Below are 18,102 nucleotides of genomic sequence, written 5' to 3'. Positions count from 1 at the left end.
CCATGAACAAGAAACTACGCTTCCCCCGCGTCGGGATTCCTTTGCTGGCACTGATCTGGCTGGCCGTCACGACGATTCCGTTTCTCTTCATGGTCGCGTCGAGCCTGAAGAGCCAGGAGGAGACTTTCGCGACGTCCGTGTGGGCGCCGCCGAGCCACCTGTATTGGGGCAATTACGCGGCTGTGCTGCAGGGGCCGTTCTTCACTTATTTCCGTAACAGCGTGTTCACTGTGGGCGTGTCGGTGCTGCTGATCGTCATCATCAGTGCTATGGCGGCCTACGTGTTTGCGCGCTTGCGCTTCTCACTGAACAAGACGCTGTTCGGTCTGGTGGTCGCCGGCATGATCGTGCCGCTGCATGCGACGCTCGTGCCGATCTATCTGCTCACGCGCAACCTCGGTCTCTACGACACCGCGTTCGCGCTGCTCGGCCCGTATGTGGCGCTCAGTCTGCCGGTGTCGATCTTCATCCTGACCGAGTTCATGCGCCAGATTCCGCGCGAGCTCGAAGAAGCGGCGCAGCTCGACGGCTGCAGTCCGTTCCGCATCTTCTGGCGGATTTTCTTCCCGCTTTCGGCACCGGGGCTCGCCACTGTGACGATCTTCAACGGCATTGGTCTGTGGAACGAGTTCATCTTCGCGTACATGCTCACCTCGACAGCCGAGCACCGTACGCTGCCGCTCGCGATTTGGGACTTCATGGGGCAATACGCGTCGAACATTCCGTCGATGTTGTCCGTCCTCGTACTCACTTCGCTGCCGCTGATCGTTGCCTATGCGTTCGGTCAGGAGCGCGTGATCAAGGGGATGATGGCTGGCTCGCTCAAGGGCTGATCCGCATCGCACACAACCTCGAATCGTGTGGGCCGCAGTGGCTCGCACACCGAACTTCGCAAAGACGACATGGCAAGCATCTCTCTCACTAACGTACAGAAGTCCTATACGAGCGGTAACTCGGTGATCCGCGACGCCAACCTCGAAGTCGGCAAGGATGAATTCTGCGTGTTCCTCGGGCCGTCGGGCTGCGGCAAGTCCACGCTGCTGCGCATGATTGCCGGCCTCGAATCGATCACCGACGGCGAACTGCGCATCGACGGTGAACTCATGAACAACGTCGAACCCGCGAAGCGCCAGGTTGCGATGGTGTTCCAGAACTACGCGCTGTATCCGCATATGAGCGTGTACGAGAACATGGCATTCGGTCTGCGTCAGGCGAAAGTCGATAAGGCCATCATCGACAAGAAGGTGCGCAGCGCCGCTGCCGCGCTGCAACTCGACAGCTACCTCGAGCGCCGCCCCGCTGCGCTGTCCGGCGGTCAGCGCCAGCGCGTCGCGATCGGCCGCGCGATCGTGCGCGAGCCGGGCGTGTTCCTGTTCGACGAGCCGCTGTCGAATCTCGATGCCGCGCTGCGGGTGCAGACGCGGACCGAAATCGCCCGTTTGCATCGCGAGTTCAACCGCGCGAGCGCGGTGTATGTCACGCACGACCAGATCGAAGCGATGGCGCTCGCCGACAAGATCGTGCTGCTGCACGCCGGCGCAGACATGGAAAAACACGGCAGCATCGCGCAGATCGGCGCGCCGCTCGATCTGTATCACCGGCCGAAGAGCCGCTTCGTCGCGGGCTTCATCGGTTCGCCGAAGATGAACTTCATGCCGGCCACGGTCCTCGCGGTCGACGAAAAGGGCATTCAGGTCGAGCTGACCACGGGCGAGCGCGTGCGCGCCGAGGTCGACGGCCGCAGGCAGCGCGTCGGCTCGCAGGTCACGCTCGGCGTCCGGCCGGAGCACCTCGCCTTGCCGTCGGCGCAGCCCGGCGTGCAGACGATTCGCTGCGCCGTGCGTCTGGTCGAACGGATGGGCGAGCACAGCTACGTGCACGTGGACGGTGGCGTGCGCGAGGGCAACACGATGATCGCCAAACTACCCGGCGACGGTGGCGTCAATCACGACGAACGCGTCGAGCTGGCGTTCGCACCGCATGCATGCCACGTATTCGACGACAACGATTTCGCGCTGCCGCGTCTGCACTGATCCGCTTGTGACCGCGCTTGCTTGCACGACGCCGGCAAGCGCGGGCGCACAGCACCGCATCGCTAGACGCAACGAACGACCCGCAGCCGATCAAACACCGCGAATTTCGAGTCGCGGCCGCGTTTGATTGATTAGCAGGACTGCGAAGTACGGAAAGATATCTGAAATGGAACGGGATGGCTCCCGGCCGAAGCAACGCCCTGCCGCACGCTTGTCAGAAACAACGGATTTGTCGGCGCTTCTTGCGCTTCGTACACCAGGATAAATAAAAGGAGTTTTCGATGTTGCTTCGCCAAAGTGAGGTGCCGCTCTACCGCAATCCCGCCGCAGCCGTGGAAGAGCGCGTGGCCGATCTGCTCGCGCGCATGACACTCGACGAAAAGATCGCGCAGCTTCATGCCGCTTGGCTGGTGCTGTCGGCCGATGGCCATCACAAGGCGCGTAGCATCGATTTCGCGCAGAGTGCCAACCAGATCACGGTCGACGAGATCCTGCAGTACGGCCTCGGCCAGATCACGCGTCCGCTCGGCACGCATACGGTCGATCCGAAGGAGGGCGTGCGAGCGCTCAACGAACTGCAGCGCAAGATGGTCGAAGACACGCGTCTCGGCATTCCGGTGATGGCGCACGAGGAGTGCCTCGTCGGCCTGATGATCAAGGACGCGACGCTGTTCCCGTCGCCGTTGAACTATGCGGCGACGTGGAATCCGCGGCTGGTCGGCGAAGTGGGCACGATCATCGGCGAGCAGGCGCGTTCGATCGGTTGTCACCAGGGGCTCGCGCCGGTGCTCGACGTGTCGCGCGATCCGCGCTGGGGCCGCACCGAGGAGACGCTCGGCGAAGACCCGTATCTGGTCGGCGTGCTCGCATGCCACTACGTGAAGGGCCTGCAAGGCGAACAGCGCGATCTGCTCGCGACGCTCAAGCATTTCGTCGGTCATTCGGCGAGCGAAGGCGGCCGTAATCATGCGCCGGTGCATGTCGGTCCGCGTGAGCTCAACGACGTGTTCATGCTGCCGTTCGAAATGGCCGTGAAGCTCGCGAACGCGGGCTCGGTGATGCCCGCGTATCACGACGTCGACGGCGTGCCCTGCCATGGCGATCGCGCGCTGCTGCACGACACGCTGCGCGAGAAGTGGGGCTTCGACGGTCTCGTCGTCGCGGATTACGCGGGCGTGGACCTGCTTTACAGCCACCATGCGGTGGCGCGCGACAGCGCGTCGGCCGCGGCCCTCGCATTCAACTCCGGCCTCGACGTCGAGCTGCCGGGCCATGAGTGCGCGGTGCATCTGAAGGAAGCGCTCGAGCGCGACGAGATCACCGAAGCGACGATCGACACTGCCGTCTCGCGCGTGCTGCGCGTGAAATTCCAGCTTGGCCTGTTCGAGAATCCATATGTCGATCCCGAACGCGTCGACGTGAAGAGCGCCACAGCGGGCGATACCGCGTATCAGGTCGCGCTCGAATCGGCGGTGCTGCTGCGCAATCAGGGCGACGTGCTGCCGCTCGCCCCGAACGGCGCCGACAAAATCGCGGTGATCGGCCCGACCGCCGACGATCCGCTCGCGCTCCTCGCCGGCTACAGCTTCCCGGTGCATCTGATCAACAGCGGCGAGCAGTCCACTGCGTCGATCGCGACGCCGCTGCGCTCGCTGCGCGCGTTGCTCGGCAACGAGCGCGTGATTCACGCGCAGGGCTGCGACATCATCAAGGAACGCCGCGCGGGCGCGCCGGTGTTCCCGGGCGACGTGTCGCTCGATCTGACCGGCGACGCGCATTGCGACGAGCTGATCAGCAAGGACACCGACGGCATCGCGGCGGCGGTCGAAGCCGCGCGGCAAGCGGGCGTCGCGCTGGTGTTCGTCGGCGATCTGGCGGGCCTGTTCCAGTCCGGCACGGTCGGCGAAGGCTCCGATACCGACAGCCTCGACCTGCCGGGCGTGCAGCAGGCGTTGCTGCAGGCGGTGGTCGACAGCGGCACGCCAACCGTCGTCGTGATGACGGGCGGCCGTCCGTACAATCTCGGCGGCCTCGAAGAGCGCATCGCCGCGCAGATCATGGCGTTCGCGCCGGGCGAGCGCGGCGCCGAAGCGCTGGCCGATCTGCTGGTGGGCCGCGCCAATTTCAGCGGCCGTCTGCCGCTGTCGGTGCCGAAGAGCGCGGGCGCCGTGCCGTACGTATATAACCATCGTCTGAAGAGCGCTGGAACGCCGATTGCCTACCATTTCGGATGCCGCTATCCGTTCGGTTTCGGTCTCGGCTATACGCAGTTCCGTTACGGCGATCTCGCGCTCGCGCACAGCGAGGTGCCGATCGAAGACGGTACGATCGAGCTGAGCTTCACGCTCGACAACATCGGTGCCCGCGACGGCACCGAGATCGTGCAGATCTACGTGCGGGACCGCCACGCGTCGGTCGCGCGGCCGGTGCGCGAACTGAAGGCGTTCGCGCGCGTGCCGCTCGCGGCCGGTGCCTCGGCGCGTGTGCGCGTGAAGCTGCCGGTCGACATGCTGAACTTCACCGACGCGCGCGGCGAGCGTATCGTCGAGCCCGGTGATTTCGATCTGCTCGTCGGCAGTTCGAGCCGCGACATTCATCTGAGCGGCACGGTCGCGGTCGCGGGCTCCGCGACGAGAACGCTCGAGCGCAACTGGCGCATGCTGAGCGAAGTCGAGATCGTGGCCTAAGCGGCGGGTCGGGACGGCGAGTGCCGCCCCGTGTGTGGTCCTACTCGTTACAAGTGGAAAATCTGATGTCGTACGCAACCTATCCAAGCCTGGCGGACAAAACCATCGTCGTCACCGGCGGCGGCAGCGGGATCGGCGCCGCGATCGTCGAGGCTTTCGCGCAGCAAGGCGCGCGCGTGTTCTTCCTCGACGTCGCCGAGCACGATTCGCTCGCGTTGCAGGAAACGCTTCGCCACGCGAAGCATCCGCCGCTGTTCCGCCGCTGCGACCTGAAAAATGTCGACGCAATCGAAAGCACGTTTGCGGCAATCGTCGAAGAGGCGGGGCCGATCGACGTGCTAGTCAACAACGCCGGCAATGACGACCGGCACGAAATCGGCGAGCTCACCGCGAGCTACTGGGACGACCGTATCGCGGTGAATCTGCGCCACCAGTTCTTCTGCGCGCAGGCCGCCGCGAACGGCATGCGTCGCGCGGGGCGCGGCGTGATCCTGAATCTGGGCTCGGTGTCGTGGCATCTCGCGTTGCCGAACCTCGCGATCTATATGACCGCGAAAGCCGGCATCGAAGGGCTCACACGGGGTCTCGCGCGCGATCTCGGCGGCGCGGGCATCCGCGTGAACTGCATCATCCCGGGTGCGGTGAAGACTCCCCGGCAAATGCAGCTGTGGCAATCGGCGGAGAGCGAAGCGAAGGTCGTCGCGAGTCAGTGTCTGCAACTGCGCATCGAGCCCGAGCACGTCGCGCGCATGGCGCTGTTCCTCGCGTCCGACGACGCGTCGCGGTGCTCCGGCCGCGATTACTTCGTCGACGCAGGGTGGTACGGAGAATGAGCATGCCGGTACCTGTGTGCGTATGGGCGGTCGGCGCCGAGCTGGCCGAAGGGCCGCTGTGGCAGGCCGCCGAGAACGCCGTGTATTTCGTCGATATCAAGGGGCGCCGGATTCATCGGCTGTGCGTCGCGAGCGGCGAGCAGCGAACGTGGCAGGCGCCCGATCAGCCCGGTTTTCTGGCGCCGCTCGCTGACGGCACGTTCGTATGCGGGCTGCCGGGCGGCCTGCATCGCTTCGATCCGGCGAGCGGGGAGTTCAGCAAGCTCGTCGACGTCGAACCGCATCTGCCGGGCAACCGCCTGAACGACGGTTTCGTCGATGCCCAAGGGCGCTTGTGGTTCGGCTCGATGGACGACGCCGAAGAGGCGCCGAGCGGCACGCTGTATCGCGTGAACGAGCGAGGCGCGGCGATCGCGCAGGACGACGACTACGTGATCACGAACGGCCCGGCGATGAGCCCGGACGGCCGCACGCTGTATCACAACGACACGGTGCGCCGCGTGGTCTATGCGTTCGACGTCGCCGCGGACGGCACGCTGTCGGGCAAGCGCATCTTCGCCGCGATCTCGGGCGACGGTCATCCCGACGGCATGGCGGTCGATGCCGACGGCTTCGTGTGGATCGCGCTGTTCGGCGGCTGGCGGATCGAGCGTTACTCGCCGGCGGGCGAACTGGTCGATCAGGTGCCGTTGCCGTGCGCGAACGTGACGAAACTCGCGTTCGGTGGCGAGGATCTGCAAACCGTCTATGTGTCGACCGCATGGAAGGGGCTGACTGCCGTCGAGCGGCAGCATCAGCCGCAGGCGGGCGGGCTGTTCTCTTTCCGCGCACCGGTGGCGGGGCAGGTTCAGGCTCGCTGCTCGGTGGGATTCGAGCGTTAAAGCGACAAAACACAGCGACAGGACGAGCCGCAATACGCAACCCTGACGTTGCCTGGTCGCTCCGCAAGGAGTGGCCCGTTATCATGTGCGTTCCATGACTTCCGCGCATCCGCCCCGATTCCTATCATGACGTCCAGGCCGCCAGTCCCGCCCCGCATGTCCGATGTTGCCGAACGCGCGGGCGTCTCGAAGATGACCGTGTCGCGCGTGCTCGCAGGCCGCAACGTGTCGCAAGCGACCCGCGAACGCGTGCAGAAAGTCATCGACGAACTCGGTTACGTCGCCGATGCGGCAGCGGGCGCGCTGTCGTCGGGCCGCTCGGAGTTCGTCGCGGTGCTGGTGCCGTCGCTGTCGAGCTCGAACTTCTCCGACACCGTGCGCGGCCTGAATGCCGCACTGAATCCGCATGGTCTGCAGCTGCTGCTCGGCGATACGGACTACCTGCTGGAACAGGAAGAACTGCTGGTGCGCTCGATGCTGCGCCACCAGCCGCGCTGCGTCGCATTGACGGGCGGCCGGCACACCGACGCGACGCGCATGCTGTTGCAGCGCGCCGGCATTCCGGTCGTCGAAATGTGGGATTTGCCCAGCGATCCGATCGATACGGTCGTCGGCTTTTCGAACTCGGCGGCGGCGCGCGCGATGGTTCGGCATCTGCACGAGCGCGGTTATCGCCGGATCGGCTTTATCGCGGGCGCCAGCGAGCGCGACCGGCGCGGGCACGACCGGATGCGCGGCTACGTCGCCGAAGTCAAGGCGCTGGGCCTCGGCGAGCCGCGCGTGATCCGGCTCGGCGATTCGCCGATCACGATGAGCCACGGCGCGCCGGCGATCAGCGCCTTGCTGGACACTTGGCCCGATACCGAAGCCGTGATGTGCGTGAGCGACATGTCGGCGTTCGGCGCGATCATGGAGTGCCATCGGCGCGGGCTGTCGGTGCCGGGCGACATCGCGGTTGCCGGCTTCGGCAATTTCGAGGTGTCGTGGTGCTGTCAGCCGAGCATCACGACGGTATCGGTCGATGCTTACGGCATCGGCCTGCGCGCCGGCGAGACGCTGCTCGCGGCGCTCGCCGATCGCGAAGCGGGCGACGTGCATCGCAGGAAGGCGGTGAAGATCGATTTCACGGTGATTTCGCGCGATAGCGCGTAAAAGGGCGCGTCGCTGAATTCGCATGACGCGAACGCGCCCAACTACCCTTAACCAGACAGATCAGGGATATCCCTTGGTTGTCCGGACGGTAAGCCGGGCGTAACATCCACAGCCAGAAATGTTACCGGTAACTTTACCGGCAACCGCATTTCCCCACAAAAACACGCTGATGGAGAAACGAATGACCGCTGTACCGTCCGCCATCGCCGCGCCTGCCGCGCGCGTCGACGAGTTCGAGGAAAGGACCTATCGCAAGGTCGTGCGCCGGCTGCTGCCGATACTGTTGCTGTGCTATGTGGTTGCGTATCTCGATCGCGTAAACGTCGGCTTCGCGAAGCTGCAGATGCTCGACGATCTCGGCCTGTCCGACACGATGTACGCGATCGGCGCGAGCGTGTTTTTCTGGGGCTATTTCATCTTCGAAGTGCCCAGCAATGTGTTCCTGCATCGCTACGGCGCGCGTTTCTGGATCGCGCGGATCATGTTCACGTGGGGGCTCGTGTCGATGGCGCTCGCGTTCGTCCAGCCGCTCGCGCAGCTCGCGCACGTCGAAACCGCGACGATGTTCTACATCCTGCGCTTCCTGCTCGGGCTCTGCGAGGCCGGCTTCTTCCCCGGCGTGATTCTGTACCTGAACTTCTGGTTTCCGGCACAGCGTCAAAGCCGCGTGATGTCGGGCTTTCTGATCGCGATGCCGGTCAGCCTGATGCTCGGCGGCGTCGTGTCGGGCTGGCTGATGGACCATACGGCGGGCCTGCTCGGCTATCAGGGCTGGCAATGGATGCTGCTGATCGAGGGCGTGCCGTCGCTGCTGACCGCGTTCGTCGTGTACTTTTCGCTCGACGACGGCATCGAGCGCGCGCGCTGGCTCACGCCGCAGGAAAAGAGCCTGCTCGCGGCGAATCTGCAGCGCGAGAGCGCGCACAAGACCGCGCGCTTCGGCTCGGCGGTGCGCGATCCGCGTGTCTGGCTGCTGGTCGCGATTTTGCTCACGTTCAATACCGGCTTCTACGGCCTCGCGTTCTGGCTGCCGTCGATCATCAAGGCGACCGGCGTGCAGGACCCGCTGCACATCGGCCTGTTGACCGCGATCCCGTATGGCGTGGCGATCATCGCGACGCTCGCGAACGCCGCGCATTCGAAGAAAACCGGCGAGCGGCGTCTGCATGCGGCGATTCCGGCGCTGATCGGCGGACTCGGTCTGATCATGAGCGCGGCTTTGGCGCATCATGTGGTGTGGGCGATCACGTTTCTGACGATCGCGACCGCCGGCATCCTCGCATTGATGCCGATTTACTGGACGTTCCCGGGACAGCTGCTGTCGGGCGCCGCGGCGGCGGCCGGCATCGCGATGATCAACGCGATCGGCAATCTGTCCGGCTTTACCGGTTCGATGATCACCGCCGTGGCCAAAAACCTGACCGGCGACATCAACAACGGCACCTACGCACTCGGTGCGTGTCTGCTGGTCAGCTGCGTGCTGATCCTGCTCGTGCCGCGCACGATGCTGACGCGGGCCACGTCGAATGAAGACAGCGTGCCGGGCCGCGAGACGGCGCGGGCGCAGAAACACGCAGAGCACGCGTAAGCACGATAAGCAACCCTCACCCAGACAGAGAGATACGCATCATGTCAGCATCCACCCCGCGCCGGCTGCGCAGCCAGGAATGGTTCGACGATCCCTCGCATGCGGATATGACGGCACTGTACGTCGAGCGTTTCATGAACTACGGTCTGACGCGCGAAGAGCTGCAGTCGGGCCGGCCGATCATCGGCATCGCGCAGACGGGCAGTGATCTCGCGCCGTGCAATCGCCATCACATCGAACTCGCGGCGCGCACGAAAGCCGGCATTCGCGACGCGGGTGGCATTCCGATGGAGTTTCCGGTGCATCCGCTCGCCGAGCAGAGCCGCCGGCCGACCGCCGCGCTGGACCGCAACCTCGCGTATCTGGGGCTCGTCGAAATCCTGCACGGCTTTCCGCTCGACGGCGTCGTGCTGACCACCGGCTGCGACAAGACCACGCCCGCGTGCCTGATGGCCGCGGCCACCGTCGACATGCCGGCGATCGTGCTGTCCGGCGGTCCGATGCTCGACGGCTGGCACGACGGCAAGCGCGTCGGCTCGGGCACCGTGATCTGGCATGCGCGCAATCTGCTCGCGGCCGGCGAGATCGACTATGAAGGCTTCATGGAGCTGACCACCGCATCGTCGCCGTCGATCGGTCACTGCAACACGATGGGCACCGCGCTGTCGATGAACAGCCTCGCCGAAGCGCTCGGCATGTCGCTGCCCGGCTGCGCGAGCATTCCGGCCGCTTACCGCGAGCGCGGCCAGATGGCCTACGCGACCGGCAAGCGCATCGTCGATCTCGTGCGCGACGACGTGCGGCCGTCGAAGATCATGACGAAAGAAGCGTTCGAAAACGCGATCGTCGTCGCATCGGCGCTCGGCGCGTCGACCAACTGCCCGCCGCATCTGATCGCGATCGCGCGGCACATGGGCGTCGAGCTGAGTCTCGACGACTGGCAGCGCGTCGGCGAGCAGGTGCCGCTGATCGTCAACTGCATGCCCGCGGGTGAGTATCTCGGCGAGAGCTTCCATCGCGCGGGCGGCGTGCCGGCCGTGATGCACGAGCTCGCGAAAGCCGGCCTCGTGCACGAGGAATGTCTGACGGTGTCGGGCCGCACGATGGGCGAAATCGCGGCCGCCGCGCCGGCGCCGGATCGCGAGGTCATCAAGACGACCGACGATCCGCTGAAGCACGGCGCGGGCTTCATGGTGCTGTCGGGCAACTTCTTCGACAGCGCGATCATGAAGATGTCGGTAGTCGGCGATGCGTTCCGCAAGACCTATCTGAGCGAGCCAGGTGCGGAAAACACCTTCGAAGCACGCGCGATCGTGTTCGACGGCCCGGAGGACTATCACGCGCGCATCAACGACCCGGCCCTCGAAATCGACGAGCATTGCATCCTCGTGATTCGCGGCACGGGCACGGTCGGCTATCCGGGCAGTGCCGAGGTCGTCAACATGGCGCCGCCGGCTGCGCTGGTGCGCCAGGGCATCACGTCGCTGCCCACGCTGGGCGACGGCCGGCAGAGCGGCACGTCCGCGAGCCCGTCGATTCTGAACATGTCGCCGGAAGCGGCGGTGGGCGGCGGCCTCGCGCTGTTGCGCACGAATGACCGCATCCGTGTCGATCTGAATTCGCGCAGCGTCAACGTTCTGGTCGACGAAGCGGAACTCGCGCGACGCCGCGAAACCGTGCAGTTCGAGATTCCGGCCGCGCAAACGCCGTGGCAGGAGCTGTACCGCAAGACGGTCGGCCAGCTTTCGACCGGCGGCTGCCTGGAACCGGCGACGCTTTATCTGAAGGTGATTGCCGAGCGCGGCAATCCACGGCATTCGCATTGACCTGCAGGTGACAAGGCCGGGCTTCGCATACAACGCGACGCCCGGCCTTGCCCGTTTCTCCACTTACCCGAAAGAGCCCATCCCATGTCCGCAACTTCCTCTTCCAGCTTTCTTCCCGGCGATCTGAACGACGCGCTGCTGATCGGCCGCGTGTGGCGCAAGTCCGAGCAGCATGAAGGACCGTGCGTGGTCGTCGTGCGCGGCGGCGAGGTGTTCGACATCACCGCGAGCGTGCCGACCACCGCCGATCTGTTCGAGCGCGACGATGCCGCGCAATTTGCGCGCAGCGCGCCGGGCGTGCCGCTCGGGCCGGTTGCGCAACTGATCGACGCAAACCTGCCGGGCGCGGGCGCCCCCGCCGTGCGCCTGCTCGCGCCGTGCGACGTGCAGGCGATCAAGGCCTGCGGCGTCACGTTCGCGGTGAGCCTGATCGAGCGCGTGATCGAGGAGCAGGCCGGCGGCGATCCGGCGAAGGCGAAGGAAGTGCGCGAGACGATCGCATCGACGATCGGCACCGACCTGTCGAAGATCAAGCCGGGCTCGGAAGCCGCGATGAAGCTGAAGGCCGAGCTCGAGCGCCGCGATGCGTGGTCGCAATACATGGAAGTCGGCATCGGTCCGGACGCGGAGGTATTTTCGAAATCGCAGCCGATGTCGGCGGTCGGCTTCGGCGCGGACGTCGGTCTGCTCGCCGCGTCGGTGTGGAACAACCCGGAGCCGGAGATCGTGCTCGCGGTGAATAGCCGCGGCGGTGTCGTCGGCGCGACGCTCGGCAACGACGTGAACCTGCGCGACATCGAAGGGCGCTCGGCGCTGTTGCTCGGCAAGTGCAAGGACAACAACGGCTCGTGCGCAATCGGCCCGTTCGTGCGGCTGTTCGACGACACCTTCTCGCTCGACTCGGTGCGCAGCGCGAGCGTGTCGCTGCGCGTCGAAGGCACCGACGACGACTTCGTGCTCGACGGCGTAAGCCACATGAGCGAGATCAGCCGCGACCCGGCCGACCTCGTCGCGCAGACCTGTGGCCGTCATCACCAGTACCCGGACGGCTTCATGCTGTTCCTCGGCACGATGTTCTCGCCGATCAAGGACCGCGACGCGCCCGGCGCCGGTTTCACGCATCACCTCGGCGACCGTGTGACGATTTCGACGCCGCAGCTCGGCGCGCTGACCAACACGGTGCGTCTGTCCACCGAAATCGAACCGTGGACGTTCGGCGTGCGCGCTCTGTATCGCAACCTTGCGGTTCGCGGCCTGCTGGTTGCTGAATAACCGGATTGTCGCTGCAATTTTCGAAAGGAGAATCAGGACATGAGTCAATTTGCAAACTACATCGACGGACAGTGGGTCGACGGCGCGAGCGTGTCGCGCAATGTCAATCCGTCGAATCTGGACGACGTGATCGGCGAATTCGCGCAAGCCGACGCCGAGCAGACGCACCGCGCGATCAGCGCCGCGCGCAAGGCCTTCGCGACGTGGTCGCTGTCCACGCCGCAGCAGCGCTTCGACGTGCTCGACCAGGCGGGCAGCGCGATCCTCGCGCGCAAGGCGGAGCTCGGCAAGCTGCTCGCGCGTGAAGAGGGCAAGACGCTGCCCGAGGCGATCGGCGAAGTGGGCCGCGCCGGCCAGATCTTCAAGTTCTTCGCGGGCGAAGCGCTGCGTGTCGGCGGCGAAATCGTGCCGTCGGTGCGGCCGGGCATGACAGTCGAAATGACGCGCGAACCGGTCGGCGTGGTGGGCCTGATTACGCCGTGGAATTTTCCGATCGCGATTCCGGCGTGGAAAATCGCACCGGCGCTCGCGTACGGCAACACGGTCGTCATCAAGCCGGCCGATCTGGTGCCCGGCAGCACGTGGGAGCTGGTCAAGATCATCGCCGAGGCGGGCGCGCCGGCGGGCGTGATCAACCTCGTGATGGGCCGCGGCTCGGTGGTCGGCGAGGCGCTGGTGTCGTCGCCGCACGTGGATGCGATCAGCTTTACCGGTTCCGTCTCGACGGGTCGCGCGATCGGCGCGAAGTGCTTCGAGTCGGGCAAGAAATTCCAGCTCGAAATGGGCGGCAAGAACCCGATGGTCGTGCTCGACGACGCCGATCTCGACGTCGCGGTCGAAGCCTGCATCAACGGCGCGTTCTACTCGACGGGCCAGCGTTGCACGGCATCGAGCCGGCTGATCGTGACCGAGGGGATCTATGACCGCTTCATCGACGGCATGAAGGCGCGCATGCGCGCGCTGAAGGTCGGCGATGCGCTCGCGGACGGCACGCAGATCGGCCCGGTCGTCGACGACAAGCAGCTCGAGCAGGACGAGCGCTATCTGGCGATCGCGCGCGAGGAGGGCGGCACGGTGTTCGGCGGCGAGCGCGTCAAGGGCGCGACGCCGGGCAACTTCCTCGCGCCGGCGCTGGTCACGGAGACGACCGCGGCGATGCGCATCAACCGCGAAGAGGTGTTCGGGCCGGTCGCGTCGGTGATCAAGGTCAAGGACTACCAGGAAGCGCTCGCGGTCGCTAACGACACCGAGTTCGGTCTGTCGGCCGGCATCTGCACGACCTCGCTGAAGTACGCGAGTCATTTCCGCCGCCATGTGCAGGCGGGCATGGTGATGGTCAACACCGCGACGGCGGGGGTCGATTATCACGTGCCGTTCGGCGGCAGGAAGGGATCGAGCTATGGTCCGCGCGAGCAGGGCGCCTACGCCCGCGAGTTCTATACGTCGGTGAAGACCGCGTATATCAACCCGGGCGCGGTCTGACGCGACACTAGCCGGGCTCCGCTAAAACGGAACTGGCCCACCATCGCATTCGATCGCGATGGCGGGCCAGCAGGGGAAGCTGCAAGAGCTATGGCAAAGCGCTCCGGCAGGTACAGCTACATCAACAGCAACTTTCTAACGGGAACGCGGCTTACTGCGCTGCGCGGCCCTGTTGCGACGAACCGCTGGTCACGCCGCCGACCGCGCTGTTTTGCGCCGCGACGCGAGCTTCGGCAGCCTGAATGTTCGACGGATATTCGTTCGGGTTCGAACGCGCCGGGTTGTAACCGGCCTTCTCGATCTGAACCAGCTCTTCACGAACTTGCGCGCGGGTCAGCGGCTGGTTCGATTGAGCGAAAACGGCAACCGGAGCAGCGAGAGTAGCGGCGATAACGACAGCTTGAACGAGTGATTTCATTTTTACTACCTCCAGGTTTTGTCTTGTTAGGCTGCGAAACCGTTTGTTTGCAGCAGTGATGACAGTCTAGGGGGAGCCGGAACTAGGGTAAATACCTAATTCCTGAACTCACTGTTTCGGTAACTAAAACAATATTGGGGCAGCAAGGCTGTCGATCATCGATTTGCGAAGCGATCGACGATGGATAGGCGCGTCTATTAGCCGCCTGAAGCGGCTTGGACAAGCAGCCAGCCAGCGACGCCGATGGCTATGGCGCCGATCGTCCGTGCGACGCGCGCGCCGTCCGGTGCGACCCGCTCGGCGGTGATGGCGGCCGTCACGGCGGCCATCAGGCGCAAATCCGTCATGCCGGCGACCAGCAGAATCGCCGTCAATCCCGCGCAGGAACCGGCACAGTCCACCCCGATGCGCAGCCCGTAGCGCCAGGCGCTTGCCGCGTCGGCGGCGAGGCTCGGTGTCGCGCGACAGCAGGCGAGGCGGCGGGCTTTCCACGTGCTGAACTGCAATGCGCCGGCGAGCAGGACCACCACGCCGGCCGCTAACGGCACGGACCGCGCGAGCGCTAGCCACCGCAACTCGAGCGCCGCGAGCGACGCACCGACCGCAAACACGGCCATGCCGAGCGCAGTCCATACGACCGCGTACGCGCCGCTCACCAGCACCGTCAGCAGCGCCAGTCGCCCCGCGCTCGCCCGCGCGCCGACCGCTTCGCGATAGCGCAGCAGCATCGGCATCAACGACGGCAGCATCATCGCCGCCATCATCACGATCCACATGCCGATGAACGATGCCGCGGTGCGGGCCCACGTGCGCCCGCAGGTCGGCATCCACAGCGTCGACATCGACCAGCCGCCTGGCATCGGCAGCGCGCCCATCGCCGACATCGACGCGTTGTGCGCCAGTGTCGCCGCGACGCTCGCGATGAACACCAACGCGCAGACGCCGACGAACACCCGCTGCGATGAGCGCATCGCGCGCCACGTGGTGAAGTGCTGCCCGTTCGTGCAGGCAGCGCGTACGAGCGGGCCCATCACCGCTCGTACTCGTCGTGACGGCGCCACCAGATGCCTGTCTCGTTGCGTCCCTTCGGCGCGCGATCGAGCCACTGGTACATGCCCCACAGCGCATCGACGCCGCGCGCGTAGGTTGAATACGTGTGATAGACGACGCCGTCTTCGAGCACGAACGCGCTCATGCCGGGCCGGTCGCGCGAATAGGTGGCCGCGTCAGTGCCGCAGGTCGCCGCGAATTGCGCGACGGGTTCGGGCGCGGGACTCACGTCCATCGCGTGAGAGTTGCGTGCGTAGTTGTACTCGATATCGCCGGCGCGCTGCTGTGCCTCGGTGAACGAGACATTGAAGTCGAAATTGAAATCGCCGCTTGCCGACGATGCCCAGGGAAACGTCCAACCCATGCGTCGCTTGTATGCCTGCAACTTCTCGAGCGGCGCGCGCGACACCGCCATCAGCATCACGTCGTGATGCGCGAGATGCACAGCGAAGCCGCCGAAACCGTCCGCGATCGACGAGCACGATGGGCAGCCCGCCTTGTAGTCGGGCCCGAACATGAAGTGGTAGACGAGCAGCTGCGAACGTCCTCTGAACAGCTCGGCGAGCGATGCGGTGCCTTCGTCGGTATCGAAGCGGTAGGCCTTATCGACCTTCACCCACGGCAGCGCCTGACGTTGCCGCGCGAGTTCGTCGCCGTGTCGCGTGTGGGCTTTTTCCGCGTCGAGCAGCGCGCGTCGCGCGTCGAGCCACTGTTCGCGGGTTCCGATCGGATGCGTGGTCATCGTGGGTTCCTCCGTGGGTCGTGCCGCGCCGTGCGAGCTCTTGCCCGAAGGCGTCGGTGACGGTTGATGGTCGTGCTAGATTAGGACCGGGCATCGATCGGGTGGGAGTGACAAGTGTGGCGGGATTCGCTTGATGCATTGACGTGCTACGCGCGGACTCGCACGCCGTGGACGCGCTGATTGCGGCGGCGGCGCGCGCGCTCGCGGCCGGCGATCCGCTCGGCGCGCTCGACCGCGTCGCGTTGCGCGACGACGCGCCGGCGCTCGCGCTGCGCGGCATCGCGATGGCGCAGCTCGGCGATTTCGCGCGCGCAAAGGCGCTGGTGCGCGCCGCCGCGCGCGCATTCGGCGCGCAGCATGCGGTGTCGCGTGCCCGCTGCGTGGTCGCCGAAGCGGAGATCGCGTTCGCGTCGCGCGATCTCGCATGGCCCGCCAGAACACTCGACGCCGCGACCGCCACGCTCGACGCGCACGGCGATCGCGTGAATGCCGCGCATGCGCGGTATCTGGCGGCGCGGCGTCTGCTGCTGATCGGCCGTCTCGACGAAGCGGAGCGCAAGCTTGCCGTGCTCGATCCCCGGCCGTTTCCGCCCGCGTTGCGGGCCGCGCATGAGCTGGTGGTCGCGGGAGTCGCGCTGCGGCGTTTGCGCAGCGGCGCCGCTCGTGCCGCGCTGGCGCGGGCAGCACGCGCGGCACACGAGGCCGGCATTCCGGCGTTGATCGCGGAAGTCGAAAACGCTTCGGCTGCACTGAGCAAGCCGGCGGCGCGCATGATCGCGAGGGGCGAAGAAGAACCGATCCTCCTCGATGAGATCGAAAAGCTGCTGACCTCGAACCAGGATGGTGGTCCGCTCATCGTCGACGCTTGCCGCTACGCGATCCGCGACGCCAACGCGGCGGTTGCGCTCGCGAGCCGACCTGTGTTGTTCGCGCTTGCTCGCATGCTAGGCGAGGCATGGCCCGACGACGTGCCGCGCGACGCGCTCGTCGCACGCGCGTTTCGCGCCAAACGCGCCGACGAATCACATCGCGCGCGGTTGCGCGTCGAGATCGGCCGGCTGCGTGCGGCGCTCGGCACGCTCGCGAGCGTCAGCGCGACGACGCGCGGCTTCGCGCTCGCGCCGCGGCAAGCGCGCGAGGTCGTCGTGCTGGCGCCGCCAGTCGAAGGCGAGCATGCGGCGCTGCTCGCGTTTCTCTCGGATGGCGAATCCTGGTCGAGTTCCGCGCTTGCGCTCGTGCTCGGCGCGAGTCAGCGCACCGTGCAGCGCTCGCTCGACACGTTAGCCGCGGCCGGCAAAGTGCAGCCGGTGGGCGAGGGGCGCGCGCGCCGATGGATGACGCCGCCGCTCGCCGGATTCGCGACGGCTTTGTTACTCCCTTCCCCGTTCCCTTCGTGATTAGGATGGTCATCATGAACCACTCTGCCGCCAGAATCGTCCGCGAATATGGGCCCTTTACGGGCGTCGATAAAGTGCACGGGGTCACTTACGATGGCCGGCTGGTGTGGATCGCGACCGGCGAACGGCTCGACGCGATCGATCCGGCGAGCGGCGAGACGCTGCGCTCGATCATGGTTGCCGCCGACGCGGGCACGGCCTTCGACGGCAAGCACCTGTTCCAGATCGCGAATGGCCGCATCCAGAAGATCGATCCGCAGAGCGGCCGTGTGCTGTCGACGATCGCGGCGCCCGGCGACGGCGGCCACTCCGGCCTGACTTGGGCCGAGGGTTCGCTGTGGGTCGGTCAGTATCCCGAGCGGAAAATCTATCAGGTCGATCCGGATACTGGCGCGGTGTTGCGCACGATCGAATCGAATCGCTTCGTGACCGGCATTACGTGGGTCGACGGCGAGCTATGGCATGGCACGTGGGAAGGTGACGAGAGCGAACTGCGGCATATCGATCCACGCAGCGGCGAGGTGCTCGAGAGCGTCGAGATGCCGGCCGGCGCTGGAATCTCCGGACTCGAATCGAACGGCGCGGATCTGTTCTTCTGCGGCGGCGGTGGCAGCGGGCTCGTTCGTGTCGTGCAGCGTCCGGCGCGAGATAGCGGTTCGCAATTGACGGTCGATTCTACGAGCGAGTGAGTCATTACTTGAATCGCCCGGCGTCGTTATTGGCGCTGGTATTTGGCTTATT

Annotated in this window: 15 protein-coding genes; 12 read left to right on the top strand and 3 right to left on the bottom strand. The window is 65.8% G+C overall.

Annotated elements, in window-relative coordinates; genetic code table 11:
- Window positions 1–2: 2 nt before the first annotated feature.
- The 10 genes from QFZ94_RS37240 (at window position 3) to QFZ94_RS37195 (ending at window position 13,754) form a co-directional block, all read left to right on the top strand.
- On the top strand, window positions 3–833 hold the full coding sequence (locus QFZ94_RS37240) for a carbohydrate ABC transporter permease (protein WP_176111587.1): 831 nt from the start codon (window positions 3–5) through the stop codon (window positions 831–833).
- Window positions 834–902: 69 nt separating this feature from the next.
- Window positions 903–2,033 carry an ABC transporter ATP-binding protein gene (locus tag QFZ94_RS37235; RefSeq protein WP_368582642.1) on the top strand — a complete coding sequence of 377 codons (1,131 nt, stop codon included), beginning with the start codon at window positions 903–905 and terminating at the stop codon, window positions 2,031–2,033.
- Between the two features lie 281 nt (window positions 2,034–2,314).
- A complete protein-coding gene (locus QFZ94_RS37230) occupies window positions 2,315–4,720 on the top strand; it encodes a glycoside hydrolase family 3 N-terminal domain-containing protein (protein ID WP_429462976.1) in 2,406 nt (801 codons plus the stop codon).
- 65 nt (window positions 4,721–4,785) lie between these two features.
- A complete protein-coding gene (locus QFZ94_RS37225; protein WP_410851604.1) occupies window positions 4,786–5,553 on the top strand; it encodes an SDR family NAD(P)-dependent oxidoreductase in 768 nt (255 codons plus the stop codon).
- On the top strand, window positions 5,550–6,434 hold the full coding sequence (locus tag QFZ94_RS37220; RefSeq protein WP_368582645.1) for an SMP-30/gluconolactonase/LRE family protein: 885 nt from the start codon (window positions 5,550–5,552) through the stop codon (window positions 6,432–6,434). The genes QFZ94_RS37225 and QFZ94_RS37220 overlap by 4 nt, the downstream gene beginning before the upstream one ends.
- A gap of 156 nt (window positions 6,435–6,590) precedes the next feature.
- Window positions 6,591–7,586, top strand: a complete 996-nt coding sequence (locus tag QFZ94_RS37215; RefSeq protein WP_429462975.1) for a LacI family DNA-binding transcriptional regulator — start codon at window positions 6,591–6,593, stop codon at window positions 7,584–7,586.
- Window positions 7,587–7,767: 181 nt separating this feature from the next.
- The gene (locus tag QFZ94_RS37210; protein WP_368582647.1) at window positions 7,768–9,174 is read left to right on the top strand and encodes an MFS transporter; all 1,407 of its coding nucleotides are present in this window, start codon (window positions 7,768–7,770) and stop codon (window positions 9,172–9,174) included.
- A gap of 41 nt (window positions 9,175–9,215) precedes the next feature.
- The gene (locus QFZ94_RS37205) at window positions 9,216–11,000 is read left to right on the top strand and encodes an IlvD/Edd family dehydratase (RefSeq protein ID WP_368582648.1); all 1,785 of its coding nucleotides are present in this window, start codon (window positions 9,216–9,218) and stop codon (window positions 10,998–11,000) included.
- An 84-nt stretch (window positions 11,001–11,084) separates the two neighbouring features.
- Window positions 11,085–12,272 carry a fumarylacetoacetate hydrolase family protein gene (locus QFZ94_RS37200; protein ID WP_429462974.1) on the top strand — a complete coding sequence of 396 codons (1,188 nt, stop codon included), beginning with the start codon at window positions 11,085–11,087 and terminating at the stop codon, window positions 12,270–12,272.
- A gap of 39 nt (window positions 12,273–12,311) precedes the next feature.
- Complete coding sequence (locus tag QFZ94_RS37195) at window positions 12,312–13,754, top strand: aldehyde dehydrogenase family protein (RefSeq protein ID WP_429462973.1); 1,443 nt, start codon at window positions 12,312–12,314, stop codon at window positions 13,752–13,754.
- A gap of 151 nt (window positions 13,755–13,905) precedes the next feature.
- Here the strand turns inward: QFZ94_RS37195 and QFZ94_RS37190 are convergent, their stop codons facing one another.
- From QFZ94_RS37190 to QFZ94_RS37180, 3 genes are all read right to left on the bottom strand, one after another.
- Window positions 13,906–14,172: a DUF4148 domain-containing protein gene (locus QFZ94_RS37190; protein ID WP_176111596.1), complete on the bottom strand. Its 267-nt coding sequence runs from the start codon at window positions 14,170–14,172 to the stop codon at window positions 13,906–13,908.
- Window positions 14,173–14,369: 197 nt separating this feature from the next.
- Window positions 14,370–15,203, bottom strand: a complete 834-nt coding sequence (locus QFZ94_RS37185) for a DUF2182 domain-containing protein (protein ID WP_429462972.1) — start codon at window positions 15,201–15,203, stop codon at window positions 14,370–14,372.
- Window positions 15,203–15,964, bottom strand: a complete 762-nt coding sequence (locus QFZ94_RS37180; protein ID WP_429462971.1) for a DUF899 domain-containing protein — start codon at window positions 15,962–15,964, stop codon at window positions 15,203–15,205. The genes QFZ94_RS37185 and QFZ94_RS37180 overlap by 1 nt, the downstream gene beginning before the upstream one ends.
- 167 nt (window positions 15,965–16,131) lie before the next feature.
- Between QFZ94_RS37180 and QFZ94_RS37175 the strand changes: the two genes are divergently transcribed.
- On the top strand, window positions 16,132–17,361 hold the full coding sequence (locus QFZ94_RS37175; RefSeq protein WP_429462970.1) for a helix-turn-helix domain-containing protein: 1,230 nt from the start codon (window positions 16,132–16,134) through the stop codon (window positions 17,359–17,361).
- Window positions 17,362–17,375: 14 nt separating this feature from the next.
- Window positions 17,376–18,050, top strand: coding sequence for a glutamine cyclotransferase (locus tag QFZ94_RS37170; protein WP_429462969.1), 675 nt, complete (start codon window positions 17,376–17,378; stop codon window positions 18,048–18,050).
- Window positions 18,051–18,102 lie beyond the last annotated feature (52 nt).

The organism is Paraburkholderia sp. JPY465 (genome assembly GCF_050436725.1).
GTDB classification, from domain to species: Bacteria; Pseudomonadota; Gammaproteobacteria; order Burkholderiales; family Burkholderiaceae; genus Paraburkholderia; species Paraburkholderia youngii.
Note: the sequence above shows the minus strand (reverse complement) of the source record. Positions and strands in the feature narration are given on the sequence as shown.